The organism is Sphingobium sp. Cam5-1 (assembly GCF_015693305.1).
Lineage (GTDB): Bacteria > Pseudomonadota > Alphaproteobacteria > Sphingomonadales > Sphingomonadaceae > Sphingobium.
Window position 1 is genome coordinate 827,473 of record NZ_CP065138.1, and the last position, 26,182, is coordinate 853,654.

General features: G+C 62.2%; 22 protein-coding genes and 3 pseudogenes. 10 read left to right on the forward strand and 15 right to left on the reverse strand.

Annotated elements, in window-relative coordinates; translation table 11 throughout:
* The first annotated feature begins 179 nt into the window (after window positions 1-179).
* Entirely contained in the window at window positions 180-2,531 is a 2,352-nt protein-coding gene (gene rnr / locus IZV00_RS04195; RefSeq protein WP_196225916.1) for a ribonuclease R, read from the forward strand.
* A 203-nt stretch (window positions 2,532-2,734) separates the two neighbouring features.
* Here the strand turns inward: rnr and IZV00_RS04200 are convergent, their stop codons facing one another.
* The gene (locus IZV00_RS04200) at window positions 2,735-3,190 is read right to left on the reverse strand and encodes a universal stress protein (RefSeq protein WP_097092817.1); all 456 of its coding nucleotides are present in this window, start codon (window positions 3,188-3,190) and stop codon (window positions 2,735-2,737) included.
* Between the two features lie 208 nt (window positions 3,191-3,398).
* On the opposite strand from IZV00_RS04200, the gene IZV00_RS04205 reads away from it, so the two are divergent.
* Genes IZV00_RS04205 through IZV00_RS04220 form a run of 4 tightly spaced genes read left to right on the forward strand, consistent with a single transcriptional unit; the run spans window position 3,399 to window position 7,249 of the window.
* A complete protein-coding gene (locus IZV00_RS04205) occupies window positions 3,399-4,679 on the forward strand; it encodes a pyruvate dehydrogenase complex dihydrolipoamide acetyltransferase (RefSeq protein WP_196225917.1) in 1,281 nt (426 codons plus the stop codon).
* Window positions 4,679-5,095: an acyl-CoA thioesterase gene (locus IZV00_RS04210; RefSeq protein WP_196225918.1), complete on the forward strand. Its 417-nt coding sequence runs from the start codon at window positions 4,679-4,681 to the stop codon at window positions 5,093-5,095. Before IZV00_RS04205 ends, IZV00_RS04210 begins: the two co-directional genes overlap by 1 nt.
* 5 nt (window positions 5,096-5,100) lie before the next feature.
* On the forward strand, window positions 5,101-6,498 hold the full coding sequence (gene lpdA, locus IZV00_RS04215; protein WP_196225919.1) for a dihydrolipoyl dehydrogenase: 1,398 nt from the start codon (window positions 5,101-5,103) through the stop codon (window positions 6,496-6,498).
* Window positions 6,476-7,249 carry a phosphatase PAP2 family protein gene (locus IZV00_RS04220; protein WP_196225920.1) on the forward strand — a complete coding sequence of 258 codons (774 nt, stop codon included), beginning with the start codon at window positions 6,476-6,478 and terminating at the stop codon, window positions 7,247-7,249. The genes lpdA and IZV00_RS04220 overlap by 23 nt, the downstream gene beginning before the upstream one ends.
* Here the strand turns inward: IZV00_RS04220 and IZV00_RS04225 are convergent.
* The 11 genes from IZV00_RS04225 to IZV00_RS04275 form a co-directional block, all read right to left on the reverse strand.
* Window positions 7,211-8,659: a DUF2142 domain-containing protein gene (locus IZV00_RS04225; RefSeq protein ID WP_196225921.1), complete on the reverse strand. Its 1,449-nt coding sequence runs from the start codon at window positions 8,657-8,659 to the stop codon at window positions 7,211-7,213. The two genes, IZV00_RS04220 and IZV00_RS04225, sit on opposite strands and share 39 nt — an antisense overlap.
* Before the next feature lie 235 nt (window positions 8,660-8,894).
* Window positions 8,895-9,842 (reverse strand): hemolysin family protein, encoded by a 948-nt coding sequence (locus IZV00_RS04230; RefSeq protein ID WP_196225922.1) that lies wholly within the window; start codon window positions 9,840-9,842, stop codon window positions 8,895-8,897.
* A gap of 11 nt (window positions 9,843-9,853) precedes the next feature.
* Window positions 9,854-10,363 (reverse strand): rRNA maturation RNase YbeY, encoded by a 510-nt coding sequence (gene ybeY / locus IZV00_RS04235; RefSeq protein WP_196225923.1) that lies wholly within the window; start codon window positions 10,361-10,363, stop codon window positions 9,854-9,856.
* Window positions 10,364-10,413: 50 nt separating this feature from the next.
* Window positions 10,414-11,418 (reverse strand): PhoH family protein, encoded by a 1,005-nt coding sequence (locus tag IZV00_RS04240; RefSeq protein ID WP_196225924.1) that lies wholly within the window; start codon window positions 11,416-11,418, stop codon window positions 10,414-10,416.
* A 122-nt stretch (window positions 11,419-11,540) separates the two neighbouring features.
* Window positions 11,541-12,890 (reverse strand): tRNA (N6-isopentenyl adenosine(37)-C2)-methylthiotransferase MiaB, encoded by a 1,350-nt coding sequence (miaB, locus tag IZV00_RS04245; RefSeq protein WP_196225925.1) that lies wholly within the window; start codon window positions 12,888-12,890, stop codon window positions 11,541-11,543.
* 9 nt (window positions 12,891-12,899) lie between these two features.
* Window positions 12,900-13,658 carry a lysophospholipid acyltransferase family protein gene (locus tag IZV00_RS04250; protein WP_443020061.1) on the reverse strand — a complete coding sequence of 253 codons (759 nt, stop codon included), beginning with the start codon at window positions 13,656-13,658 and terminating at the stop codon, window positions 12,900-12,902.
* A 5-nt stretch (window positions 13,659-13,663) separates the two neighbouring features.
* Window positions 13,664-14,086 carry a Fur family transcriptional regulator gene (locus IZV00_RS04255; RefSeq protein ID WP_196225926.1) on the reverse strand — a complete coding sequence of 141 codons (423 nt, stop codon included), beginning with the start codon at window positions 14,084-14,086 and terminating at the stop codon, window positions 13,664-13,666.
* A gap of 120 nt (window positions 14,087-14,206) precedes the next feature.
* The gene (locus tag IZV00_RS04260) at window positions 14,207-14,629 is read right to left on the reverse strand and encodes a MucR family transcriptional regulator (RefSeq protein ID WP_196225927.1); all 423 of its coding nucleotides are present in this window, start codon (window positions 14,627-14,629) and stop codon (window positions 14,207-14,209) included.
* A gap of 112 nt (window positions 14,630-14,741) precedes the next feature.
* On the reverse strand, window positions 14,742-15,221 hold the full coding sequence (gene rimI / locus IZV00_RS04265) for a ribosomal protein S18-alanine N-acetyltransferase (protein ID WP_196225928.1): 480 nt from the start codon (window positions 15,219-15,221) through the stop codon (window positions 14,742-14,744).
* On the reverse strand, window positions 15,218-15,868 hold the full coding sequence (tsaB, locus tag IZV00_RS04270) for a tRNA (adenosine(37)-N6)-threonylcarbamoyltransferase complex dimerization subunit type 1 TsaB (protein ID WP_196225929.1): 651 nt from the start codon (window positions 15,866-15,868) through the stop codon (window positions 15,218-15,220). Before tsaB ends, rimI begins: the two co-directional genes overlap by 4 nt.
* A 94-nt stretch (window positions 15,869-15,962) precedes the next feature.
* A complete protein-coding gene (locus IZV00_RS04275; protein ID WP_196225930.1) occupies window positions 15,963-16,538 on the reverse strand; it encodes a NifU family protein in 576 nt (191 codons plus the stop codon).
* 113 nt (window positions 16,539-16,651) lie between these two features.
* Here IZV00_RS04275 and IZV00_RS04280 point away from each other — a divergent pair, with 113 nt between their 5' ends.
* The 4 genes from IZV00_RS04280 (at window position 16,652) to IZV00_RS04295 (ending at window position 22,415) form a co-directional block, all read left to right on the forward strand.
* On the forward strand, window positions 16,652-17,122 hold the full coding sequence (locus IZV00_RS04280) for a pyridoxamine 5'-phosphate oxidase family protein (protein ID WP_196225931.1): 471 nt from the start codon (window positions 16,652-16,654) through the stop codon (window positions 17,120-17,122).
* A gap of 274 nt (window positions 17,123-17,396) precedes the next feature.
* Window positions 17,397-18,773, forward strand: a complete 1,377-nt coding sequence (locus IZV00_RS04285) for a DEAD/DEAH box helicase (RefSeq protein ID WP_196225932.1) — start codon at window positions 17,397-17,399, stop codon at window positions 18,771-18,773.
* 107 nt (window positions 18,774-18,880) lie between these two features.
* Complete coding sequence (locus IZV00_RS04290; protein ID WP_196225933.1) at window positions 18,881-21,778, forward strand: M16 family metallopeptidase; 2,898 nt, start codon at window positions 18,881-18,883, stop codon at window positions 21,776-21,778.
* Between the two features lie 91 nt (window positions 21,779-21,869).
* Window positions 21,870-22,415 (forward strand): methylated-DNA--[protein]-cysteine S-methyltransferase, encoded by a 546-nt coding sequence (locus IZV00_RS04295; RefSeq protein ID WP_196225934.1) that lies wholly within the window; start codon window positions 21,870-21,872, stop codon window positions 22,413-22,415.
* 135 nt (window positions 22,416-22,550) lie between these two features.
* Here IZV00_RS04295 and IZV00_RS04300 read toward each other — a convergent pair.
* Window positions 22,551-22,979 (reverse strand): annotated as a pseudogene (locus IZV00_RS04300) (Wadjet anti-phage system protein JetD domain-containing protein); the annotation flags it as partial.
* Between the two features lie 53 nt (window positions 22,980-23,032).
* Here IZV00_RS04300 and IZV00_RS04305 point away from each other — a divergent pair.
* Window positions 23,033-23,924, forward strand: a pseudogene (locus IZV00_RS04305) (IS3 family transposase).
* A gap of 36 nt (window positions 23,925-23,960) precedes the next feature.
* On the opposite strand, the pseudogene IZV00_RS21110 reads toward IZV00_RS04305, so the two are convergent.
* Together IZV00_RS21110 and IZV00_RS04320 are read right to left on the reverse strand one after the other, a co-directional pair.
* Window positions 23,961-24,501 (reverse strand): annotated as a pseudogene (locus IZV00_RS21110) (IS5 family transposase); the annotation flags it as partial.
* Window positions 24,502-24,731: 230 nt separating this feature from the next.
* On the reverse strand, window positions 24,732-26,141 hold the full coding sequence (locus IZV00_RS04320) for an aromatic ring-hydroxylating oxygenase subunit alpha (RefSeq protein WP_196225938.1): 1,410 nt from the start codon (window positions 26,139-26,141) through the stop codon (window positions 24,732-24,734).
* Between the last annotated feature and the right edge of the window lie 41 nt (window positions 26,142-26,182).

The window sequence follows — 26,182 nt, forward strand, 5'->3', positions numbered from 1 at the left end:
GGGTCCCGCTTCTTTCTGACGCTGAATAGGTAGCGGGACCCCGGGGTCGAGCCCGGGGTGTCGGAAAAGAAGCCTTAATGCGGATGCCTTTCTGTAAGACGATCACCCTCTGACCGTTCAGGCTGCCAAATTCACCCCGCCATCTGGTACGCTGCCCGGGCCTTCCCTATAGCTGATCCATGGCATCGACCCGAAAGCAGAAGAAACCCGAAAAAGTCCGGCCCGCCGGCTTCCCCACTCGCGATCAGGTGATGGAATTCGTCACCTCATCCGATCAACCCGCAGGCAAGCGGGAAATCGCCAAAGCCTTCGGCCTCAAGGGGCAGGAAAAGATCGCGCTGAAAGCGCTGCTGAAGGACATGGCCGACGAAGGGCTGCTCGACATTGGCCCCGCGCGCGCCTTCCACAAAATGGGCGGCGTGCCAAAGGTCACCGTCCTCCGCATCGTCGATGTCGACGGCACCACCCTCATCGCCACGCCGGAACGGTGGGAGGCCGAAGGCCAGCCCGCACCCCGCCTGCGCGTAATGGAACGCGGCAAGCGAGGTGCGCTGACCATCGGCGACCGCATCCTCGCCCGCACGGAAGAGGCTGGGCGCGGCTGGGTCGCCCATCCGATGAAAAAGCTCGCCAAGGCGGCCGAGGAACTGCTTGGCGTGGTGGAAGCGGGGGAGGGCGGCAAGCTGTGGCTACGCCCAGTCGACAAGCGCATCCGCAAGGACACACCGATCAGCGATGTGGGCAGCGCCAATCCCGGCGACCTGGTCCTGGCCGAGCCCGTAGGCCGCCCGCCGCGCATCAGCGCCCGCGTGACCGATATATTGGGCGACCCCTTTGCCCCCCGCAGCTTCAGCCTCATCGCGATCCACAAATATGGCATCCCGCATGTCTTCCCCGAACGGGTGGAGGATGAGGCCCTCGCCGCCTCCGGCATCGCCCTGCATGAGGACAAGCGCGAGGATCTGCGCCATCTGCCCATCGTCGCGATCGACCCCGTCGATGCGCGCGACCATGACGACGCCGTCTGGGCCACGCCTGACGAAGACCCCGCCAATCCCGGCGGCTACCGCGCCATCGTCGCCATCGCCGACGTCAGCTACTATGTCCGCCCCGGCAGCGCGCTCGACAAGGAAGCCCGCAAGCGCGGCAACAGCGTCTATTTCCCTGACCTGGTCGTCCCCATGCTACCGCACCAGCTATCGTCGGACATGTGCTCGCTGCGCGCCGGGCAGGATCGCGCAGCCATGGCCTGCCACCTAACCATCGACGCATCCGGCAAGGTAACCGCCTGGCGCTTCACCCGCGCCATAATCCGCGTAGCCGCCGTCCTCGCCTACGAAGACGCGCAAGCCGCAATCGACGGCGCATCTCCCCTCCCGCAGGCGGGAGGGGCCGGGGGTGGGCAAGGCGAAACCTCTCCAAATCAGCCGGACCTCCTCGAAACCGCCCTAAAACCCCTCTGGGCCTGCTGGAACCTCCTCCGCAAGGCCCGCGACAAGCGCGGCCCGCTAGCCCTCGACCTCCCCGAACGCCGGGTCGTCCTCGACGAGCATGGCAAGATCGTCAGCGTAGCCGTGCGCGAACGCCTCGACGCGCACATGCTGATCGAAGACTATATGATCGCCGCCAATGTCGCCGCCGCCAAGGCGCTCGAAGGCAAAAAGGCCCCTGTCATGTACCGCGTCCACGAACCGCCCAGCCGTGACAAGCTGGTCGCGCTCAAGGACTATCTCGCGACCTTCGACATCGACTTCGCGCTGGGGCAGGTCATCAAGCCCTCCACCTTCAACCGGCTGATCGACCGCATCGGCGAGGCGGAGGAAAAGCCGCAGATCATGGAGCAGATCCTGCGCAGCCAGACCCAGGCCTATTACAGCCCCGCGAACATGGGCCATTTCGGCCTGGCACTCGGCTCTTATGCGCATTTTACCTCACCCATCCGCCGCTACGCCGACTTGCTGATCCACCGCGCGCTCGTCGGCGGCTACAAGCTTGAACTTCCCGCGCCCAAGGGTGGCGCGCTGCCGGACCGCACCTCGCTCAGCGCCGACGATCATGAAAATATGGGCCGCGTCGGCGAGATGATCAGCCAGCATGAACGCCGCGCGATGGAGGCGGAGCGGGAGACGATCGACCGCTATGTCGCGGCCTTTCTCGCTGCTCATGTTGGCGAAATGGTCAACGCGCGCATCACGGGCGTGCAAAATTTCGGCTTCTTCGCGACTGTTGAAGGACTCGGTGGCGACGGCCTCGTCCCCGTCTCAACCATGGGTGACGAACGCTTCTTCTTCGACGAAGCAGGCCGTGCGCTGGAAGGCGTCGAGAGCGGCGACCGCTACACCGTCGGCCAACATCTCCAGCTACGCCTTGCTGAAGCCGACCCAATAAACGGCTCCCTCCGCTTCGAACTCCCCGACGCCCCGCCGCAGCGGCCGAGCTTCAAGAAGGACAGGACACGTCCCGGCGCGAAACGCGGCCGCCCCGCGAACATCCGGCACATGGGCGCAAAACGCGGCAAGCACCGCCGCTGAGCCTGGCATCACGCCTCTTAACTGAACCATCACCGCGTTTTAACTGAACTACCTAACCCCGTTCGGGCTGAGCCTGTCGAAGCTCTCTTCTTTCTAAAGAAGTAGAGCCGTTGGCTATCGCCGCCCTTCGGGTCGACAGGCTCAGCGCGAACGAAAATAGGAGGCGGCGCCAATTGAGAGCATGCAGGTCCAAGCCCCGATCTCTAACTCAACCGATCAATCGCCTCAGCACTTAACCCACCCGGAATAACCATGATAGGGCAGGGCAGCTTGCCCGCATCCGCCCCCGCAAAGTGCGACACCAGCGCGCCGGGATGCCCGCTCGCCGCCGCGCCCAGCACCAATGCCGCGACGTCGGGCATTTCGTCCAGCGTCTCGCGCACCACCGCCACCGCGTCCCCCTGCCGCACAGTGATGCTCGGGCGAATGCCGGACTCCTCGGTCAGCGTGCCCGCCGCGCTGGTGACGAGCGCCTCGGCCCGCTGCCGCGCCTCATCCTCCATCGTCGCCTGCACGCCGCCCCACTGTACGAACTCGGCTGGCGGCACGAGCGCGAGAATACGGATAGACCCCGCCGTCTTCGCCGCGCGCCGGGCCGCGAAACGCAGCGCGGTTTCGGCCTCCGGCGATTCGTCCACTACAACCAGATAAGTCCGCATAGCTGCCGCACCCCACGCCGAAATGGGCAGCTTGGTCTCCGGCTGCCTTTCTGTCTGAACCCATCTGGTAAATTATGAACCAGTCTGGTGAAATGTGGCGGATTATCGCCCAAGGCGCAAGCCACGCCCTTGACCCTCCCGCCCAAAGGGTCAAAACGGCCTCCAACGCTTACCCGCTCGCCCGGGAAAAGAAGAGAGGCCTTCACGCATGAGCAAGAAAATCCAGATGCCCGCCTTGTCTCCCACGATGGAAGAGGGGACGCTGGCAAAATGGCTGGTGAAGGAAGGCGACACCGTGTCGTCGGGCGATCTGCTCGCCGAGATCGAGACGGACAAGGCTACGATGGAATTTGAGGCCGTGGACGAAGGCAAGATCGCCAAGATCCTCGTGTCCGAAGGCTCCGAAGGCGTGAAGGTGGGCACGGTCATCGCCATCATCGCCGAAGAAGGCGAAGACCTCGCCCAGGCAGTCGAAGGCGACGCCGCTCCTGCCGCCAAGCCAGCCGCCGCCGCGCCCAAGGCCGATCCCGTGCCCGCCAAGGCAGAAGCTCCGGCGCAAAAAGCCGAGACTGCGCCCGCCCAATCCGGCGACCGCGTAAAGGCCAGCCCCCTCGCGCGCCGCATCGCCGAGGAAAAAGGCATCGACCTTGCAAATCTCTCCGGCACCGGCCCCAACGGTCGCATCGTAAAGGCCGATCTGGAAGGCGCTTCGGCCAAGGCTCCCACGGCCGCCCCGGCTCCGACCGCAGCAGCCCCGATCCCCGCGCCCACCGCAACCGCAGCCGCGCAGGACTTCGGCATCCCGCACGAAGTCATCAAGCTCAGCGGCATGCGCAAGACCATCGCCCGCCGCCTGACCGAATCCAAGCAGCAGATCCCCCACATCTACCTCACCGTCGACATTCAGCTCGACAAGCTGCTGAAGCTGCGCACCGAACTCAACGCCGGTCTTGCCAGCCGCAACGTCAAGCTGTCGGTCAACGACCTCCTCATCAAGGCACTCGGCGTCGCCCTCATCCAGGTGCCCGAATGCAACGTCCAGTTTGCAGGCGACCAGATGCTGCAATTCAGCCGCGCTGACATCTCCGTCGCGGTATCGATCCCCGGCGGCCTCATCACGCCGATCGTGACCGGCGCGGACAGCAAGGGCGTCGCCGCCATCTCGAACGAGATGAAGGACCTCGCCACCCGCGCCAAGGACGGCAAGCTTAAGCCTGAAGAATATCAGGGCGGCACCGCCTCGCTCTCCAACATGGGCATGTTCGGCATCAAGCAGTTCGAAGCCGTCATCAACCCGCCCCAGGCTATGATCATGGCGATCGGCGCGGGCGAAAAGCGTCCGTTCGTCGTCGATGACTCGCTCCAGATCGCGACCGTCATGTCGGCGACCGGCAGCTTCGACCACCGCGCCATCGACGGCGCGGACGGCGCCCGCCTGATGCAGGTCTTCCGCGAACTGATCGAGAACCCCCTCGGTATGCTCGCCTGATGCGCGCCGCCGACGAGCTGCCGCCGGAGGAAAGCCCGGCGGTACGCGTCATAGCTATGCCCGCCGACACCAATCCCTATGGGGATATTTTCGGCGGCTGGCTGATGAGCCTCATGGACTCGGCGGCAGGCTCCGTCGCCGCCCGCCATAGCAAGGGCCGCGCCGTGACCATCGCGGTCGAAGGCATGACCTTCCTCCGCCCGGTCGTCGTCGGTGACGAGGTATCGGTCTTCGCCAAGCTCGCCTCTGTTGGCCGTACATCGATGAAGATCGATGTCGAAGCATGGCGCCGCACCCGCCATGACGATCGCTCCTACCGCGTGACCCGTGCCACCTTCACCTTCGTGGCGATCGGTGAAGATCGCCAGCCCCGCACCGTCCCGCCCATGACGGCGGCTTCAGACAAGAGAGACTGAAATCCATGGCTGAAAATTACGACGTCATCGTTCTGGGCTCCGGCCCTGGCGGCTATGTGGCCGCGATCCGCGCAGCGCAGCTGGGCCTCAAGACCGCCATTGTCGAGCGTGAAAATCTCGGCGGCATCTGCCTCAACTGGGGCTGCATCCCGACCAAGGCGCTGCTCCGCTCGGCGGAAATCTTCCACTATATGCAGCATGCAGGCGACTATGGCCTGGCCGCTGAGAAGATCAGCGCGGACATCGCCGCCGTCGTCAAACGCTCGCGCGGCGTCGCCAAGCAACTCAATCAGGGCGTCACGCACCTGATGAAGAAGAACAAGATCACTGTCCACATGGGCGACGGCAAGCTCACCGGCAAAGGAAAGCTCTCCGTCACCAGGGACGGCAAGACCGAAGAACTGACCGCAAAGAACATCATCCTCGCCACCGGCGCCCGCGCCCGCGACCTGCCCGGCACCCCCGCTGACGGCAAGCGCGTCTGGACCTACCGCCACGCCATGACCCCGCCTGAAATGCCGACCAAGCTGCTCGTCATCGGCTCCGGCGCGATCGGCATAGAATTTGCGAGCTTCTACAACGATATGGGCGCTGACGTGACCGTGGTCGAAATGATGGACCGCGTCGTGCCAGTCGAGGATGCGGACGTTTCCGCCTTCCTCGAAAAGGCGCTCAAGAAGCAGGGCATGACCATCCTGACCGGCGCTGGCGTCAGCGATATTCAGGTCGGCGCGAATGGCATCAAGGCCAAGCTGAAGGACAAGGCAGGCAAGGAAAGCGCTGCCGAATTCAGCCATATGATCGTCGCCATCGGCATCGTCCCCAACACCGAAAATATCGGCCTAAAGGAACTCGGCGTCGCCGTCGACGATCGCGGCTTCCTGAAAACCGACGAGATGTGCCGCACCAACATCGAAGGCCTCTGGGCAATCGGCGACATAACCGCCCCGCCATGGCTCGCGCACAAGGCTAGCCATGAAGGCGTCATCACCGCCGAAGCCATCGCAGGCAAGCACCCCCACGCCATGGACCCGCGCAACATTCCCGGCTGCACCTATTGCCACCCCCAAATCGCCTCGGTCGGCCTCACCGAAGCCAAGGCGAAGGAGGCAGGCTATGAGGTAAAGGTCGGCATGTTCCCTTTCATCGGCAATGGCAAGGCGATCGCGCTCGGCGAGGCGGAAGGCTTCACCAAGACCGTGTTCGACGCCAAAACCGGCGAACTGCTGGGCGCACACATGGTCGGCGCCGAAGTCACCGAAATGATTCAGGGCTTCACGGTCGGCAAGACGCTGGAAACGACCGAAGCGGAACTGATGCACACCGTCTTCCCGCATCCGACCATTTCGGAATCGATGCACGAAAGCGTGCTCGCCGCTTATGGACGCGCGCTCCATATCTGACCGCCGCTCATGGCAAAGGGGCGCGGGGATATTCCTCCTCGCGCTCCTCGCCGTTCTGGCAATCGCGTTGCTCCAGCGATCGGGCTGGTTCGATCCGCTGAACATCGCCGCGATGAAGGCAGCAGGAGCGGGCAGGGCGGGCGCCCCGTGGATCACGCCAGTCATGATGGCTGCGTCCATCATCGGCGACACGGTCGGGCGATTACTCATCATGGCCGCCGTTGCGATCGGCCTGCTCTATCGGCGGCAGCGCTATGCCGCTCAATGGCTCGCGCTGGTCACGGTCGGTGGCACCTTGCTCAACACCGGCCTCAAACAGATTTTCGCGGCGCCGCGCCCCGAGCTCCTGCCGCATCTAGACATAATACATAGCTACAGCTTCCCCAGCGGCCATTCCGCCGGGACCATGATCCTGTTCGGCGCGCTCGCCATGCTGACACGTTTGGAACTTGGCGCCCCACCCTCACCGTCCGCCCTGAGCTTGTCGAAGGGCTCTACTTCCTCTTTTAGAAAGAAGAGGGCTTCGACAGGCTCAGCCCGAACGGGGTGGTTTATTCCAGGAGAAGGGCAGTACGCTCCAGCCTACCTCGCCGCCGCCCTCATCATCGCCCTAATCGGCACCAGCCGCGTCTGGCTAGGCGTCCACTGGCCGACCGACGTCCTTGCCGGTTGGATCGAAGGCCTGGGCTGGCTATGCCTCTGCCGCTACTGGCTACCAACGGGGCGAGGGCAGGATCAGAGCGTCGCTTAGCTGCCCATGCGGCGGCATCCCGTCCGCCGTGACGAAGCCATGCACCCAGAAACTGTCATAGGCACTGGCGAGCGCAATCATCAGCAACAACACCGCCGACCCGGCAAAGACGCCTCGCGCCGCCCGCAACCCGGCTTCCGGCATCATCGCCAGCAACACCAAAGGCAACAGCGGCAGAAAATAGCGCCCCTGCGTCCCCTGCACATAATCCGCCCCCAATGGCGTGCCCGTCAGATACATAGCCGTCTCAATCAGCAGCGCAGTGCCGCCCGCCACAGCCAGCCACCACAGCCTCTGCCCCGCACCGACCCGGACGCCCGATCCGCTCAACACCGCGACCCCCAGCATCACAGCCGCTAGCAGATAGGCGCCAAGCGGTAACAATATAGCATTCCACCCGAAGCGCCCAACAAGCTGCAACGCATAAACCGGCGACCGCTCGATAATGCTGGACGCCAACGTCCGAACATAGGCGACGGGATCGGCCAAGATGACCGCCAACTGCGCGCCAAGCGGCGCGGTCATGACATTCTCGCCCGTCTTGCGCGATACGATATGATAAAGCGCCTGACTGCCGCCGGACATTTTCATCCAGCCGATGAAAGCCGCCGCTCCCAGCGCCATCGCGCCCAGCAGCAGCCATGGCCGCCTGTCCCGCCGATGCTGCGGCCATTGCAATCCCGCCGCCATCAGCGGCAGATAAACCCCCTTCGCCAACGCAAGCAGAGGCGCGGTAATCATCAGGCCAGCCGACCGGCCCGGACTGCTACCCATTGCGGCAAGGCGCAAGGACAGCGCCAATCCCACAAAGCCCATCCCGTTGATGACGGCGTCGGGAGAGAGCGACCCCGTCTGATAACAGAATGTCGGCAACAATGCCGTCGCCAGCAAGGCCCCGCGTCCAAAGGGCATCAGCCCGAATGCCACCGCCAGCAATATCAGTCCGGCCGTGGCATTGACCAACCGCCCCACATAGAAACTGCCCATGCGCGGCAGGGCCAGCGCCTCTCCAGCCCGCAGACCGGCGGCCGATGGCGCATAAAGTGTCGGCGCATAATTGGCGACATTAGGGAAGTCGGCAAAGGCCGTACCCGCCCGCCCTGCGTCCGCCCTCCACGCCCGCTCCACCATCGCGCGATCAAAGCGCCGCGCCTTGCCCGTAACATCGGTGGGAAAGTCGATCCCGTGTAGTTCCAACGCCGATCGTGGCAGCTCAGCCCCGATCGCCGCACCCCGCTGCTCGGTCATGACCCGGCCATCCGCCAGCAGCTGGGCCTTCATATAATGCTGATTTTCGTCCGGCGCCTGAAAGGGCGGCGTGATGATCGCAAATGCCAATGTGACGGCGCAGACCAGCGCCAGCAGCCACCGCTCCACCGCCGTGACCGGCACGGCAATAGGCGAAAGCATCGCCCGCCCCGAAGAAATCGATAGTCGTTCGTGCCGCACAAGCCGCTCCACCCACAAAACCCTCTCCCCTCGGGGAGAGGGCAGGGAGAGGGGGCAGCGCAACACTCGTCGGACTCACACCCTCACCAAATCACTCCCAACCGGAAGCAACAAAGCAGGCAGCACCCTAACGATCAGCTCTTAACATTTCCCCAGCATTGCCCGCGCGTCTCCACCATTGCGCAGGCGTCCCATTTCATTCGTCGTCATTTTCTTCTTTTTCAGCCGGAGGATGAAGCCGCAGCCGCGTCACCCGGCGTCCATCGCTGCTCACGATTTCCAGCTTCCAGCCGCTCTGTTCGTGATTCAATATTTCACCGGCGTCAGGCACTCGCCCGGCGATGACAAAGGCCAGCCCGCCCAGCGTATCGACATCTTCCTCGACATCGGCCAACCGCTCGTCAATTTCCTTGGCGACGTCCTCCAGTTCGGCGCGAGCGTCCGCTTCCCACAATCCGCCCTCCAGCGGAACGAGCAGGGCCTCGGGCGCATCATCATGCTCATCCTCGACATCGCCGACGATCTCCTCGACCAGATCCTCGAAGGTCAGCAGGCCCTCTGTCCCCGAATATTCGTCCAGCACAATCGCCAGATGGGTGCGTTTAGCACGCATCTCCGCCAGCAGGTCCAGCGCGCCCATGCTCTCGGGCACATAAAGCGGCTGACGGATCAGAGGCTCCAGCGTATCCGGCACGGGGGACTTACCCGCCAATATCGCAAAGGCGTCGCGGATGTGGACCATGCCCACGATCGTATCCAGCGTCTCGCGATAGACCGGGATGCGGCTATGCCCCGCTTCGGCGAACAGCGCCGCCAGTTCGGCAAAGCTTGCCCGCTCCTCGATCGCGATGATGTCGGCGCGCGGCACCGCGACGTCATCGACCGTATGCTCGGAAAAATGCAGCAGGTTGCGAACCATCTGCCGCTCTATCGCTGACAGGTCGCCCTTGGCCGCAGCAGGCGCGCCTTCGTCCTGCGCATCCTCATCATAATCGTCGAGAGCCTCTTCCAGCTCGCGCCGCAGGCTGGGGCTCTCCTCCTCGCCAAACAGCAGCGACTTCAGGCCGCTCCATAAACCGCCCTCGTGACTACTACTGTCCGATTCCTTTGAACCGTTGCCGTCCTTCGGACTGCCTTCAGCCATTGTTCTTCCTATTATCCTGTCAGGCGATCCCCATAGGGATCGGAAATGCCAAGGCTCAGCAACGACTGCGTCTCCAACGCCTCCATCGCTTCTGCCTCGGCATCCTCCATATGATCATATCCCAGCAAATGGAAAGTCCCATGGATGATCAGATGGGTGGCATGTTCGGCGACCGTTATGCCTTTTTCCGCCGCCTCGCTGGCGCAAACGCCCTCCGCCAGCACGATATCGCCCAGCAGCACCTCGCCATCGTCGGTGTTGCCAGTCCCTTCCAGCAGGTCGGATTGCACCATCGGGAAAGACAGGACGTTGGTCGGCTTGTCCTTGTCCCGATAGGCGCGGTTTAGCTGATGCACCTCCTCATCGCTGGTCAGCTTCACCGCGACCTCATACAGCGCCTGGTCTGCGGCAAAGGACGCATAGGGGCTATGCGTAATCGCCGCCACAACCGCCCGCTGCGCCAGTAACTCCCAATCCTCACCCGGCCAGCCTTCATCATGAAGGACCGCAACTTCAATCATCCAAATAAGCTCCGTTCGTTTCGAGCGAAGTCGAGAAACAGGCTCCGCACTTAAGCATCCGGCCCCTCATAAGCCTGCACGATCCGTCCGACGACCGGATGGCGCACGACGTCGCCGATCCCGAACGGCACGACCGATATGCCCTCGACCCCCTCCAGCCGCGCCACCGCGTCAGCCAGTCCCGAAATGCCCGGCTGCGGCAGGTCGACCTGACGAGGATCGCCGCAGATCACCATTCGGCTCCCCTCGCCAAAGCGGGTCAGGAACATCTTCATCTGCGCGATGGTCGTGTTCTGTGCCTCGTCCAGCACGATGAACGCGTTGGCGAGCGTCCGCCCACGCATGAAGGCCAGCGGCGCGATCTCGATCTCCCCGCTGGCAATCCGCCGTTCCACCTGTTCGGCGGGCAGCGTGTCGTACAGCGCGTCATAGATCGGCCGCAGATAGGGATCGACCTTCTCCTTCATGTCACCCGGCAGAAATCCCAGCCGCTCGCCCGCCTCGACCGCAGGCCGCGACAGGATCAGCCGATCGACGCTGCCCGTGATCAGCTGACTCACCGCCTGCGCGACGGCGAGATAGGTCTTGCCCGTGCCTGCCGGACCCAGCGCGAAGATGATGTCGTTCCGGGTCAGCGCCTCCATATAGGTGACCTGCGTGGCGGAGCGCGGGACGATCGTCTTCTTGCGGGTGCGGATCATCACCTTGGGCGGTTCGGCTACGTCATGGCGGATGATGCCATCCAGCATCGGTTCGGCCGACATCGCGATCACCGCCTCCACCGCGCCGCTGTCGATTTCCTGTCCAGCCACGATCCGGTTGTAGAGCCCCGTCATCACGTCCCGTGCCCGCGCCGCCGCTTCAGCATCGCCCTCGATCTGCAACTTGTTGCCCCGCGCCGCGATATAGACGCCCAACCGGTTCTCGATCGCCACCAGATTCTGGTCATATTGCCCGAACAGCGCGCCCAGTAGGTGCGGCTTCTCGAAAGTCACTTCCAACCGCGCACGTTCGGCAACATCCACGCGATGATTATGGTTCGGTTTCTTGGACATTCAGCAGCCTCCCTTTCCATCCGTCACAACCGCGCTGGCGGTTATCCATCTCCTGGTCTTCGATCCCGGTGGACAGGCTCGGAGATGGGTTCCTGCAAAAGCGGGAACGACGGGTTTTGGGTTCAAGCGGCTTTCCTCCTGCTGAGTTCGCCGGCCAGACTGTTCGGACCGGCACTGATGATATCCACTTCGACCATGTCGCCGATGGAAAGTTCTGGCGCTGTGACATGGACAGATTGCAGCCACGGCGTCTTCCCGATCAACTGCCCGGCATGGCGCCCCTTGCGCTCCAGCAATATCTCGGTCGTGCGGCCCACCGTGGCGGCGTTGAAGTCCACCTGATGCCGGTTGATCACCGCCTGCAGCCGCGCCAGCCGCTCGTCCATCACTGCCGCAGGAATCTGCCCGCCCATGTCCGCCGCAGGCGTGCCGGGGCGGGGGCTGTATTTGAACGAATAGCATTGCGAATAACGCACCTGCTCGACGATCTTCAACGTATCCTCGAACTCCGCATCGCTCTCGCCCGGAAAGCCGACGATGAAGTCGCCCGACAGCGCAATGTCCGGCCGCGCCTGCCGCACCCGTTCAATGATCCGCAAATAGCTGTCCACGCTATGGCTACGGTTCATCGCCTTCAATATACGGTTATTCCCCGATTGCACCGGCAGATGCAGGAAAGGCATCAGCTTCGCCTCTTCGCCATGCGCCGCGATCAACCCATCGCTCATGTCATTGGGATGGCTGGTCGTATAGCGGATACGCGCCAGCCCGCCGATCTTCGCCAACTCGCGCACCAGCCCGTCCATGCCCTGCATGCGGCCCTTGTCATCCTCGCCAGCCCAGGCATTCACATTCTGCCCGAGCAGCGTGATCTCCCGCACGCCGCCATCGACCAGCGCCTTCGCTTCATCCAGGATCGCGCCCCAAGTCCGGCTGATCTCCGCCCCACGCGTGTAGGGCACCACGCAATAGGTGCAGAACTTATCGCACCCTTCCATGATCGTCAGGAAAGCGGTCGGCCGCGCCTGCTTCGTCCGCCCCGGAAGGGCAGCAAATTTGGACGCCAGCGGCATGTCGGTATCGACCGCCTCTTCGCCACGCCCGGCCTTTTCGATCAGGTCAGGCAGCCGGTGATAAGCCTGCGGCCCCACCACGATATCGACACTCTTCGCCCGGCGACTTATCTCGCTCCCTTCGGCCTGCGCAACGCAGCCAGCGACCGCGATCATCGGCCGCGTCCCATCCCCGCGGTTCAAGCGGCCAATGTCGGAATAAACCTTGTCCACCGCCTTTTCGCGAATGTGGCAGGTATTGAGGATCACCAGATCCGCCTCAGCCCCATCGGCCGCTGCGGTCATGCCCCGTTCGCCCAGCATCTCGGCCATGCGCTCGCCATCATAGACGTTCATCTGGCAGCCGAAGGATTTGACGTGGAATGTCGCTGGAGTCTTTGGGGCGTCGTTACGATTCATGCCGTCCATCTATACAGGGGCCACGACCGGAGTGAAAGGCGGCAGGTGCATCGCAATGCTCGCGGCGATCCTTTCGCGCGCCACTGCCGCTAACTGCTTGCGATCGGGGTAAAGCGCGGGGTCGAACGGCTCCAGAAAACGCAGCGTGACGTTCAACCTGCCGCGCCGTTCCAGCAGTCGCCGCACATTCTGCCCCGCCGGTTCGTCGCTATGCCACGCAATCTCCGCCGTGGCCGCGCCATAGTCGATGTGCACGGGCTGGATCATCACCGCGCGCGGCGGCGGCAGCAGAACCGCCAGCAGCGACGGCTTGAACGGCAGCAGGCCCTGCCCATCGCTGGTCGTACCCTCTGGGAACAGCGCAACCGGCTGGTGCCCCGCCAGCGCCGCGCGCAGCGCCTCGATCTGTCCGCCAAGCGCACCTCGCCGGTTTCGCGCGACGAACAGGGTATTATTCTGCGCCGCCAGCCACCCGACGATCGGCCAGCCCGCAATCCCGTCATGCGCGACGAAGGCAGCGCCGGTTTCGCCGCCCAGCGCCAATATATCGACCCAGCTGACATGATTGGCGATGATGAAGCTGTCGCCGTGAAAGGGATGCCCTTCTACCCGCACCCGCGCACCGACGGCCCTTGCCGCCATTCCCAGAAAGCGGGGAGGCCAGGGCGATCGCGCTCCTACGGCCCGCCACAACAGATGCGGGATCAGGCATAGGAACAGGCATGCGGCAAGCGCGCCCAGCCGGTAAAAATAGCGCAGTCGCCGCAAGGCTGTCAGTTCTTGCGGTCCAACGATACGCCGTACAATTCCATCCGATGGTCGACCAGGCGGAAGCCGAGCTTCTCGGCGATCTGCTTCTGCAACTGCTCCAGTTCCGGATCGACGAACTCAATGACGTTGCCGGTCTCGACATCGATCAGATGGTCGTGATGCGCTTCGGGCGCTGCCTCATAACGGGCGCGTCCATCGCCAAAGTCGTGTCGCTCCAATATGCCCGCCTCTTCGAACAGGCGGACGGTGCGGTACACGGTCGCGATTGAAATGCCCGGATCGATGGCGGACGACCGCTTGTGCAGTTCCTCCACATCGGGATGGTCCACCGCGTCACTCAGCACCTGAGCGATCACGCGGCGCTGTTCGGTGATGCGCAGGCCCTTCTCATGGCAGAGGGCTTCTACATCGATCTTGCGGTTCATGCGGGCTCGCTCATTCAGGTGTGTCGGATAATCAGCGGGAATCTAGCGGCATAAACGTCATTATAAAAGGGGCGCATGGCAAATGCGCCCCTCTCATCACGGATCGCCCGCAATTGCTGCCTATTTCGCGCGAGTGCGGCGGCGCTTCGTCCCAAGGCCGATCTTCTTCGCCAGCGAACGGCGCTGTTCGGCATAGTTGGGGGCGACCATCGGATAGTCGGCGGGCAGACCCCACTTCGCGCGATAATCGTCCGGCGTCATCTGATAATGGGTCATCAGGTGCCGCTTCAGCATCTTCAACTTCTTGCCGTCTTCCAGGCAGATAATATAGTCGGGCTTGATCGAAGAACGCACCGACACCGCTGGTTCCGGCTTTACTTCCGGCGCAGCAGCGGGCTTGGTCAGACCAGAAAGGGCGGCGTGAACGTTCTGGATAAGCGTCGAAACGTCAGACACGGCGACACTGTTGTTAGAAACATGTGCTGCCACAATGTCCGAAGTCAAAGTAATGAGCAGCTCGCTCTGGGCTGATTCGATTTCCATTTCTTTTATCCCGCGAATGCTGAATTGAGTGCGACCCGCTCAGGTGAATTCGTTTCAGGAGCGGTATGTCGGCGTTATACCCGGATACGCCGCTTAGCAAGGGCGATCCAGTCTATCCCAGCATTTCTATACGAAAGCTCAGGGCATCGTGAAGTTGTCCGTCGGCACCCCGGTAGTAACCGGGACGCCTATGCACATATTCGAACCCAGCTTTTTCATATAGTTTGATTGCTGTATTTGACGAACGGACTTCGAGATTCATCGACTTGATGCCTCGCCGTCGCGCCGTCTTCAAACTATCGATCAACAGTTCCCGGCCAATGCCCCGTCCGCGCCATGCCGGATGGACGGCCAGCAACAGCAGTTCGCATTCGTCCAGCACCGACCGGACCAGTGCGAAACCCATCGCCGCCGCATCCACGCGCGCGATCGTCAGCCATGTGCCCGGCATCATCATGACGCCGGAAAGCTGTGGCAGCGTCCATGCCTCGCCATAGGCGGGGTCGAATGCCTCCGCCATGACATCCATCGCGTCGGCCAGCGCGTTGCGTTCGCCATCCTCATATATGTCCAGTGTCAGGCCGGGGATCATGAACGGCCCTGCTGCGGGGTAGGCTGCATCATGGGCTGCGCGTCGGCATCGCGGCAGTAAATGGGGGAGGGGGGCAGCGATGGCAGCCCCGCGATCAACGGATAATCGGCCGAATTGGGATAAAGGCTGATGGCCGTGCCATGGCCGCGCGCTGTCACCAATGCTTCGGCGCCGGTGCCATATATTACCGGCTGGTCCAGCATCGCGGCAAGCATCGCGATCGCGGTCGACGCGGGCGGGCTGATGGCGGTCAGGCCATCGGCTTTAAAACATTGCCAGAACAGTTCGCCATGCCCTCCGGTGATGGTGACCGCTATCGGCCCGTCATCCTGATGCTGGTCCTGACCTTGGGCCGCCTTGGCCGCGATCAACGACAGCGCGCAATAACCATGTAAAGGCAGCGACCATGCGAGGGCAAGCGCCCTTGCCGCCGCTATGCCGATGCGCACGCCGGTGAAGCTTCCGGGGCCAAGGTCGACCGCAATCGCGTTCGCCCGGCCGCCGTCGGGCAGGGCGGCTATCGCGGGCACCAGGGCTTCGGCATGGCCCCGGCCGACTATCTCATGGAAATGGCCGATCGTCCTGCCATCCTCCAGCAGCGCCACGGACAGCGCCTGCGTAGCGGTGTCGATGACGAGAGTGCGCAAGAAAATCCCCTGTGAAAACCGGCGTGGGAGCGGGCGGCCTGTGGCAAGCGGTTAGTCGATCGCGATCGTTTTGCCAAACGCCGCCGCTGCTATTTCAGACGGCGCGCACTTCCGTCACTTCCGGGACATAATGTTTGAGCAGTTGCTCGATCCCGTTCTTCAACGTGGCGCTTGAGGACGGGCAACCGGAGCAGGCGCCCTGCATACGCAGATAGACCGTTCCGCGCTCGAAGCCGCGATAAACGATGTCGCCGCCGTCATTGGCGACGGCGGGCCGCACGCGCGTGTCGATAAGGTCACGGATCTGCGCAACGATCTCCGCGTCGGCGGGATCATCGGTGAACTCTTCCTCCTCTTCGGGGATAAAGATTTCGCCCGCCGATCCGGGGGTGAACAGCGGCATGTTCGCCGAAAAATGCTCCAGCAGGATCGACAGGATATCGGGCTTCACATCGCTCCACTGCGCGCCGGGCGCGATGGTGACGGAAATGAAGTCGCCGCCGAAAAACACGCCGGTGACGTCGCCAAGGCCAAAAAGGGCGTCGGCGAGCGGAGAGGCTTCCGCTTCCTCGGGCGTCGCGAAATCGCGCGTACCCATGCCCATGACGACCCGGCCGGGGATGAACTTGACGGTTGCCGGATTTGGCGTTGGTTCGGTCTCGATCAGCATGGCCGCTATGTGGAGAGAAGCTTGCTCAAGATCAAGCGTGCTGACGGGCTTTTGGGGAACTTCGCCACATGCTGGCGATTAAACTCCTATCAGCATGAGCAGGAGACAGAAGGATGAGCACCGAATCCGATATCCGCCACCGTTTCTGGACAGAATTGTCGCAGAGCCCTTTTCTGATGATCGGCTTACAAGGATCGCACGAACATAGCCTGCCGATGACGGCGCAGCTCGACCCCGGTGCCAACCATTGCTTCTGGTTCTACACCACCCGGGACAATCGTCTGGCGAAGGGCGGCCCCGCCATGGCGCAGTTTGCGGGGAAGGGGCATTACCTGTTCGCCTGCATCGACGGTACTCTTGTGGAGGAAACCGACCCGGCGGTGATCGACCGCTACTGGACCCATGAAGTCGCGGCCTGGTATCCCGGCGGGCGGCAAGACCCCAATCTGCTCATGCTCCGCTTTGACCTTGGCCATGCGGAAATCTGGCGCGCGGACATGTCGCTGGGCGGGGTCTTCAAGCAATTGTTCGGCGGCGACGTGCGCGATGAGATGCGCGGGAAGCATGTGGAAATCTCGCTCTAATGTCTCGACGGGGGCTTCGTTTCGGCGAAGCCCTTGCTTTTTTGCATGAATGAAAGCATATGGCCCGCAGCGCAGCGGGCGGCCTTCATGGCCCATCAGCGATTGGCAGCGTGATCGTCCCGACCCTTGAGGGGTGACGGGGCCGGCCAATGAAAGTCTGCGCCAAGCTTTTGAGGCTTCCCTATTCACGCGGGTCGTTTCGCAACCCGCTTTGCATCCAGTTGCGATTCGCAACCTATGGACGCCTGAGCCTTTTTAATTCGAGAGTTCATTCATGCAATTCACCGACCTTGGTCTCGCCGAGCCCATCCTGAAGGCGCTCGCCGCCAAGAATTACGCCAATCCCACACCCATCCAGACGCAGGCAATTCCCGTCCTGCTTCAGGGCAAGGACCTGTGCGGCATCGCCCAGACCGGCACCGGCAAGACCGCTGCCTTCGCGCTGCCCAGCCTCGACCATTTCGCCCGCAATCCCAAGCCGACGCCGCTTCAGGGCTGCCGGATGCTGGTTCTCTCCCCCACCCGCGAACTGGCCGCCCAGATCGCGCAGAGCTTCCGCGATTATGGCCGCTTCATGAAGCTGTCAGTCGAAGTCGTCTTCGGCGGCGTCCCCATCAATCGCCAGATCCGCGCACTCGGCCGGGGTGTCGACATCGTCGTTGCCACGCCGGGCCGTCTCCTCGACCTGATCGATCAGCGCGCCTTCACCATCAAGGACACGGAAATCTTCGTCCTCGACGAAGCCGACCAGATGATGGACATGGGCTTCATCCACCCCTTGAAGCGCATCGCGAAGCTGCTTCCCAAGGAACGGCAAAACCTCTTCTTCTCCGCCACCATGCCGGGTGAGATCGAGGCGCTGGCCGCCCAGTTCCTGAACAACCCGGTCAAGGTCAGCGTCGCGCCGCAGTCCACCACGGCAGAGCGCGTCCGGCAACAGGCGACCTTCGTCAATCAGGCGGAAAAGCAGGCGCTCCTCACTCTCACGGTTCGCAACGAGCCGATCGATCGTGCGCTGATCTTTACCCGCACCAAGCACGGCGCCGACCGCGTCGTCCGTTTCCTGGAAGGCGCGGGCATTCAGGCCGTCGCGATCCATGGCAACAAAAGTCAGGGGCAGCGGACCACAGCCCTCCAGGCGTTCCGCCACGGCCATGTTAAGCTGCTCGTCGCCACCGACATTGCTGCGCGCGGCATCGACGTGTCTGGCGTCAGCCACGTCATCAATTTCGAGCTTCCCAATGTGCCCGAACAATATGTCCATCGCATTGGCCGCACCGCGCGGGCAGGCGCGGAAGGTATTGCGATCAGTTTCGTGGCTGATGATGAACGGCCCTATCTCAAGGCGATCGAGCGTACCGCAAAGGTGAAGCTCGAGATCGTGCCCTTGCCAGACAATTTCACCGAAGCCGTCCGCAATCTTCCGAAGCCCGCACCCCAGCGCAAGGGTCGCGAGCAAACGCCGGAACAGAAAACGCGTCGGGCCGATGGCCAGCGCCGCTATCAGGACCAGCAGAAGCAACAGCGCGGCACCGCAGAACGGGCTCACCGCCCCGACGGAGAAGCAAAGCCCGCGAAGAAGAACTTCCGTCGCAACCGGAACGGGGTCGGCGCACACAAGGGTGCTGTGCAAAAGACCGGCGGCCGTTAAGTTTTCAGGCAGGATGGTGCCGGGTGGCGCCATCCTGACCTCCTTCGTGAAACATGGTTGCTCTTTGTCAGTAGCCATTCAGAATTTTGGCTCTAGGCTACGGCGCCATGAGCTTTTTCCTCCGGCGTCCTGCCGTTTCGCTGTCCGTCATTGCGTTACTGCTTTCGGGCGTTCCTGCTTCCCTGTCAGCCAGAACTGGCCCGGCCCCGGCAAAGTCGGCGTCGGCGACCAACGATACGCAGGCGCAGGTCAGGCCGTGGCTCTATGAAAATAGCGACGTGCCCATCGATCCGGCATGGCACTTCGGCACCTTGCCCAATGGCCTGCGCTATGCGGTTCGCCGCAATGGCGTTCCGCCGGGACAGGTTTCCGTCCGCCTGCGCATGGATGTGGGCGCCCTGATGGAGCAGCCCGATGAGCAGGGCTTTGCGCACTTCATGGAGCATCTGACCTTTCGCGGATCGCGCCATGTGCCCGATGGCGAATCCAAACGAATATGGCAGCGGCTGGGCGTTACCTTCGGCAGCGACAGCAATGCGCAGACGACGCCCACCGGCACCACCTATGCGCTCGACCTTCCTCAGGCGACACCGGCCAGCCTCGGCGAGAGCATGAAAATTCTCGCGGGCATGATGGTCGATCCCAACATCGTGGACAGTGCCGTTGAAGCGGAGCGGGCGGTCGTGCTGGCCGAACGGCGGGAAGGGGATGGGCCGCAAATGCGCATCTCCGACGCAAGTCGCCGCCACTTCTTCGCTGGCCAGCTTCTGGCAGAGCGTAGTCCCATTGGCACGGTCGCCAGCCTCAATGCTGCCACGGCCGCGCGGATGGAAGCCTTTCATCAGCGCTGGTATCGCCCGGAAAATGCAGTGATCTCGATAGCGGGCGACATCGATCCCGCGGTAGCCGAGCAGATCATCAAGGATAATTTCGCATCATGGTCGGTGCCGGGGCAGGGGGCTGCGCTCCCGGATTTCGGTGAGCCGGATGCCAAAGCACCTGCGACCAGCGTCGCCGTTGAGCCCGGCGCGCCAACGGGCCTGACCATGGCCTGGCTCCGTCCATGGAAGCCCCATGCCGACACCATCGTCTATAATCAGGACAAGCTGACGGACATGCTGGCGTTGCAGATCATCAGCCGCCGCCTTGAACAAGCGGCCCGCAGCGGCGGCAGCTTCATTCAGGCCAGCGTCGATCAGCAGGATGTCAGCCGCTCGGCCGACGGGACCTTCGTCACCCTGGTCCCGACCGGCGAGAATTGGGAAAAGGCCTTGGGCGATGTCCGCGCGATTATCGAGGACGCGAAGGCTAGCGCGCCGAGCCAGCTCGAAATTGACCGGGAATATGCCCAGATCGACACGGCGCTCGCCATTCAGGTCGAGAACGCCGACACGGAAGCAGGAGCCAAGCAGGCGAGCGATCTGGTAAGCGCCGTCGATATTCGCGAAACCACCGTCAGCCCTCAGGCTGCGCTGGAGATATTCCGATCCGGCAAACCGGCGATGACGCCGCAGAAGATACTGGACTCCTCGCGCCGCCTGTTTTCTGCCGGTGTGTTCCGAGCCCTCCTGATTACGGGCAAGCCGGTGCCGGGGATCGACGCCCGCCTGTCCGCTGCGCTTGCCGCGCCCGTGAAGGCCGCCACCAACGCCCGGCTGGCGGACAAGGCGATCACGATGGCGGACCTTCCTAAGCTTGGTCCTCCCGGAAAAGTGGTGTCGCGGACGCAGGTCGGATTGCCCGGCATGGAGAGCGTGACCTTCGCTAATGGTGTGAAACTCACCCTGTTCGCCAACAATGCTGAAACGGAAAAGGTGCGGATCAACGTCCGCTTCGGTCACGGACAGCTGGCATTTTCGCCTACGAAGGCGGCACCGGGCTGGGCCGCCAATTATGCGTTGGTGGCCAGTGGCATCGGCAAGCTGGGTCAGCGTGAGCTGGATGACCTGACCAACGGCCGTCGAATGGGAATGGATTTCTCCATCGATGACGATGCCTTCGAAATGCAGGCCGTCACGCGCCCGGCTGATTACCGGGATCAGTTGCAGCTCTTCGCGACCAAGCTGGCTGCTCCCGGGTGGGACCCTGCGCCGATCGCCCGGGTGAAGACAGGCACCGCCGTTGCCTATGATGCGATGGCGCGCGCGCCGGATTCGGTGCTGGCACGCGATCTCAACTGGTTGCTGCATGATAAGGACGTCCGGTTTCGCACCCCTTCACGAAATGAGATAGAGGCGCTGACCCCGCAGGCGTTTCGCTCCACTTGGGAACCGCTGCTGGCTTCCGGCCCAATCGAAGTGCAGATTTTTGGGCAGGTGAAGCCCGAAGAGGCGATAGAGGCGGTGGCAGCCACCTTCGGCGCGATGCCCGCAAGGCCAGATGTCCCGGTTCCGCCCGCGAACGAGCAGATGCGCTTCCCCGCCCATGTCGCGACGCCGGTCATTCTGCGGCACAAGGGCGACAAGGAGCAAGCGGCGGCGGTCATGGCCTGGCCAACGGCAGGCGGTTTTGCGCTCACGAAGGAAGCGCGCCAGCTCGAAATCCTCACGCAAATCTTCAATGATCGCTTGTTCGACCGCCTCCGATCGACGGAAGGGGCGGCCTATTCGCCCAGCGTGCAGAATAATTGGCCGTTTTCCTATGAAAGCGGCGGCTATATTCTGGTGACCAGCCAGGTGCGTCCCGACCGCATCAATTATTTCTACGACGTCGTTAAGGATACGGCGGCTGACCTCGCCAAAAATCCGGTCAGCGATGACGAGCTTCAGCGCGCCGTCGCGCCAATGCGCCAGCTATTGATGCGGGCGAGCACTGGCAATGCCTTCTGGATGAACCAGATGGAAGGCGCGACCCAGAACCCGCAATATGTGCAGGCCATGCAGACCATGGCGAAGGACATGCTGTCGGTGACCCCCGCTCAGCTTCAGGCGCTTGCCGCCAAATATCTGGTTCCGGGGAAGAGCTGGTCCGCTGTGGTGCTGCCGGAGGGGGTGGACGCTCATTGATTGCACGGCGATCTTTGAAGGCAAGCGGCAGGAAGCCAACGCGAAGAGGGCGAGCTATTCTTCAGTCTTTCCGAAGTCGGAAGGACAGGCCGTGACATTCGCCTTTGACATATTCCGGTCGCCGGTGGGCGATCTCACCATGATCGCCAGCGGAAAGGGCTTGGCCGCCCTGTTATGGGCAAATGACGATCCCCTGCGAGTACGGGCCAGACCTGGGGCGAAGGCCCCGGATCACCCACTGCTCCAGGAAACGTCGAAGCAATTGTGCGCCTATTTTTCAGGCAAACTCACCCGCTTCGATATTCCGCTCGATTTTCATGGGACGGATTTTCAAAAACAGGTCTGGGCAGCCCTGCTTCGCATTCCGTTCGGGCAAGTGCGTAGCTATGGTCAGGTCGCATTGGATATAGGCCGTCCCTCAGCCTCCCGCGCGGTCGGTGCCGCTAACGGCCGCAATCCGCTCTCGATCATTGCGCCTTGCCATAGGGTCATCGGATCGGCGGGCGCGCTGACCGGCTTTGCTGGCGGGCTGGAGGCCAAGCGATACCTGCTGGATCATGAGCAGTCTGTGCTGCGAAGCGGAGGAGAATGGCGCACCCAAGATGACGAAGATAAGAACAGGGTGATCATTGTTTGAGCGCCGGAAACGCACCGGTTACGTCCACTTCGCACCCCTTTATCGCCACTTTGATTCTGCCTCGCCCACCAACCACCGGGGCGAGATGGATCCGACCATAAAGCGAAGGTCCAGGCCAGTTTATGCATGCACCTCTCACGACACAGGTTGAGGATCGAGAACCTCCTGCTCCAGAACATGCGCGCTGTCCGACGCAAGGAAGCGCGCCAGCAGCGCGAAGGCGGAATGGGTCGGGACATTCTCCATGCCATTGAGAGGGGGCACGGCCCGCCCGCTGGAAAGCGCCAATGCGTCAGTCATCAGGTGCGGAACAATGGGTAACGGTAGAGATTCCTCAAGAAACCGACCGATGCGCACGCCGCCCGCATCGACATCCCCCCAATGATGGAGGCGGGCCACGCCAGACAATTCAGATAGTCGGCGCAACGCGCGGATCACCGGCGGCGCAGGAAAGCCGCCGCAATAGACGATGATATCCCCGTCTGTCCTGCGTTCGCGGACGTGACGGTGGAAACTTTCGAGATTCTCGATGGTGAGGAGTGACCGCACTGGACTTGTAACGGTTTTGTGCCGGTCACTTGAGAGTTTAGAGCTCGATCAAGGAGACCGACGAGATGATGAAGCATAGCGAAGAGTTCAAGCAGGAGGCGGTGCGCATTGCGTTGACCAGCGGTTTGCGTCGGATTTGGGGGCCGGCAAGTCGACGCTGAACAAGTGGGTGTCGCAGTATCGGCCCAGTGATCTGGTTTCAGCGCCGCAGGCAGATCTGGCGCGCGAGAATGAACGGCTTCGCCTTGAGAACCGTGTGTTCCGGGAGGAGAGGGAAGTTCTAAAAAAGGCCACGCAGTTCTTCGCGTGCCAAAGGCCGTGAAGTTCGCCTTTGTGCATAGCTGGCGGCACCGCTGGCCTGTTGAACTGCTCTGCCCCGTCGCTTGTCAGTGAACGCGGCTATCGCTCCTGGCGCTCGCGACCGATCAGCCGCCGGGAACAGACAGACATGAAGGTTTTGGCCCATATCCGCGAACAATACAGGCTGAGCCTTGGCAGCTACGGCCGCCCTCGCATGACGATGGAGTTGAAAGAAGTGGGGCTCGATGTTGGTGAGCGCCGGGTCGGGCGTCTGATGACCCGAAGGGCGGCGTAGCCAACAAGGACCCGGCGATCAGGGCATTGGATATGGCGGTGCGCCTGCGCCAGCCTCCGGAGGGCTGCTTTTTTTTCCATTCGGATCGGGGCAGCCAATATTGTTCTTACGACTATCAGAAAAAGCTGCAGGCCTATGGCCTGCGTCCATCGATGAGCGGCAAGGGTAATTGTTACGACAACGCCTCTGTTGAGACGTTCTTCAAATCCCTGAAGGCGGAACTCATCTGGCGGCAAAGCTGGCCAACGCGGCGTCAGGCGGAAGCTGCCATCTTCCAGTACATCAATGGTTTCTATAACACCCGTCGCCGCCATTCATACCTGGGCGGCATCAGCCCGCTCGCGTTCGAAGCCAAGGTGGCATAATGAGATAGGTGACCGGCACAAAACCGTTACAAGTCCAAGGGCCTTGCGGAACCAGTCGGCGTCATAGCCTCGATCGCCGAGCAGGGCTTTGGCACGGAGCAAAGCGTCGAGCATCAGGGCTGCTCCTTTGTAGTCGCTCATCTGGCCCTCGCTTGGCAGCATGACCAGTGGCCTGCCCTTGCCGTCGCACACGGCGTGGAGCTTCGAGTTCAGGCCGCCTTTGGTGCGTCCGATACGTCTGGGAACAGCCCCTTTTTTAACAGACTGGCAGCTGTCCGGTGCGCCTTCAGATGCGTCGCATCGATCATCAACTGGTCTGGCTTGCCGCCTTGCGCCGAAAGGGCGGAGAAAATCCTGTGAACACACCGAGCCGGCTCCGCCGGATGAAACGATTATAGATCGTCTTGGGCGGACCATAGTCGGCGGGCGCATCGCGCCATCGCAAGCCGTTCCTGATGACGAAGATGATACCGCTGATGATCCGACGATCATCCACCCGTGGCACGCCGTGAGAAAGAGGGAAATAGGGCTCGATCCGGCGCATCTGCGCCTCCGACAGCCAGATCAGATCACTCATGGCAACGTCTCCTCACGCAGCCATTGAATCAATCAACCTTCTGCTCGGCAAGAGATTTAATAGGCCGTGACCCTAGCTTCGCAACCCAAACCTAACCGAAACTCACGGCGACCTCCCGCGCTGCTAGCCGACCGCTACAGCGCCATTTGGAAAGCGCGCGTCCGGCCAGCAGTGCTACCGTCGGAACCTGCACCACTCCCGCGACGCGGCCCCAGCCGCTAATCTGGCCCTCATTTAAGCCCCAGAGTAGTCGCGTAATATTCGTGGAAATGCGATATGCTGCTTTCAAGATGTCGGGCGAGGGTCAGAAAGGCCCGGCCGGGTGCGGCTGCTTGCGCGCCCTTCTGAATTTCCCCAATATTTTGCGTGTCCTGATCGAGAATATGGCCCAGGAAGCCGAGGGCAGCAACGGTAGTCCACGAATCCTCGGAGCTCAATTCGATCATTTCGGCGGCGGCAGGAGCAACCTGTCCCTCCATGACCGGCAACAGGATACGGATTTCCATGAAACTGCTGGCAGGATTCTTTCCATCGGGGAGGAAACGGTACGTGACCGGTACGCCCTCGCCCCACCACGGATGGAAGTTTGGATAGAGGAAGTAACGGCAGGCGTCGAGCAGGTAACTGTTGGGAGCATCATCACAGTCCAGACCAAAGTTTTCCTTCAGCAGCATGCGCTTGAAATCGGCCGCACGGCGACGCGAATCCCCGATCGTTCCGGCGTGCCCTTCGAGCGGTTGCTCAGGCAGGTCACTGCTTTTGAGAAACTGCTGAAGCGCGACCTCCGTACTGACGACACCATCGAACCAGCCGCTCGGTACGGCGAGCGGCGTCGTCAGCCGGTCAATGTGGACGTTGCCCTCTTCCCAGCAATCATAAAGCGTTGCCGTATCGCCGCTGAAGGGAAGCGCGTCCCAATGCGTCTCCACCATGTGATAGGCTTCGAGAAACGCCTCCTGCACAATCTTCCAGTTGGCATCGAAACGCTTGCGCACAAACACCGCAGTATATCGTTTCTCCAGCGGATGCTCGACGAAATGGGTTTTGAGCACGCCAAGATAATCGTCGAGCGGCGCGGCCTCTGGATCGGGGTTGATAAACACGTGCCCACCCCACCTTGCGGTCTGGACCTCGGGCAAGGCATAGGCCTTCTTGTCAACGAACGGGAAGCTCTCTTCGGATGGCAGCCAACGCATCGTTCCGTCGATATCCCATGTCCACGCATGGAAACGGCAGCGGATCGATTGACCACTTTCCTTGCCGTCGCAAAGCGAACGCGCCCGGTGGGGACAGCTATTGTAGAAAGCCTTGAATGCGTCTGGTCCCGTTCGCACGATCATGAAAGACAAGTTGGTGATATCATACCGAATGCGATCTCCGACGTTGGGAATGTCCTCTTCCCGGCAAGCGACCTGCCACTGCTTCTTCCAGAGATGCTCGATCTCCAGTTCGACATATTTCGGATCGAAATAGCGTGCGAGATCGACAGGTCCTGCCTTGGGAACATGGCATCCCCGTTCCTCCAACTGCCATGGAGCCTTTCCGTCGGCCCTCAGGACATCGTCATAGTCGAGTTCGCCCTGCACCTTCCATCCGGTGCCTGGCCGACCGAAATTCTTTCCAAAGAAACCTTCCGTCATCTTTCCCATCCCCTTGGCAAACTGCCAGGCTGGCCGGACGC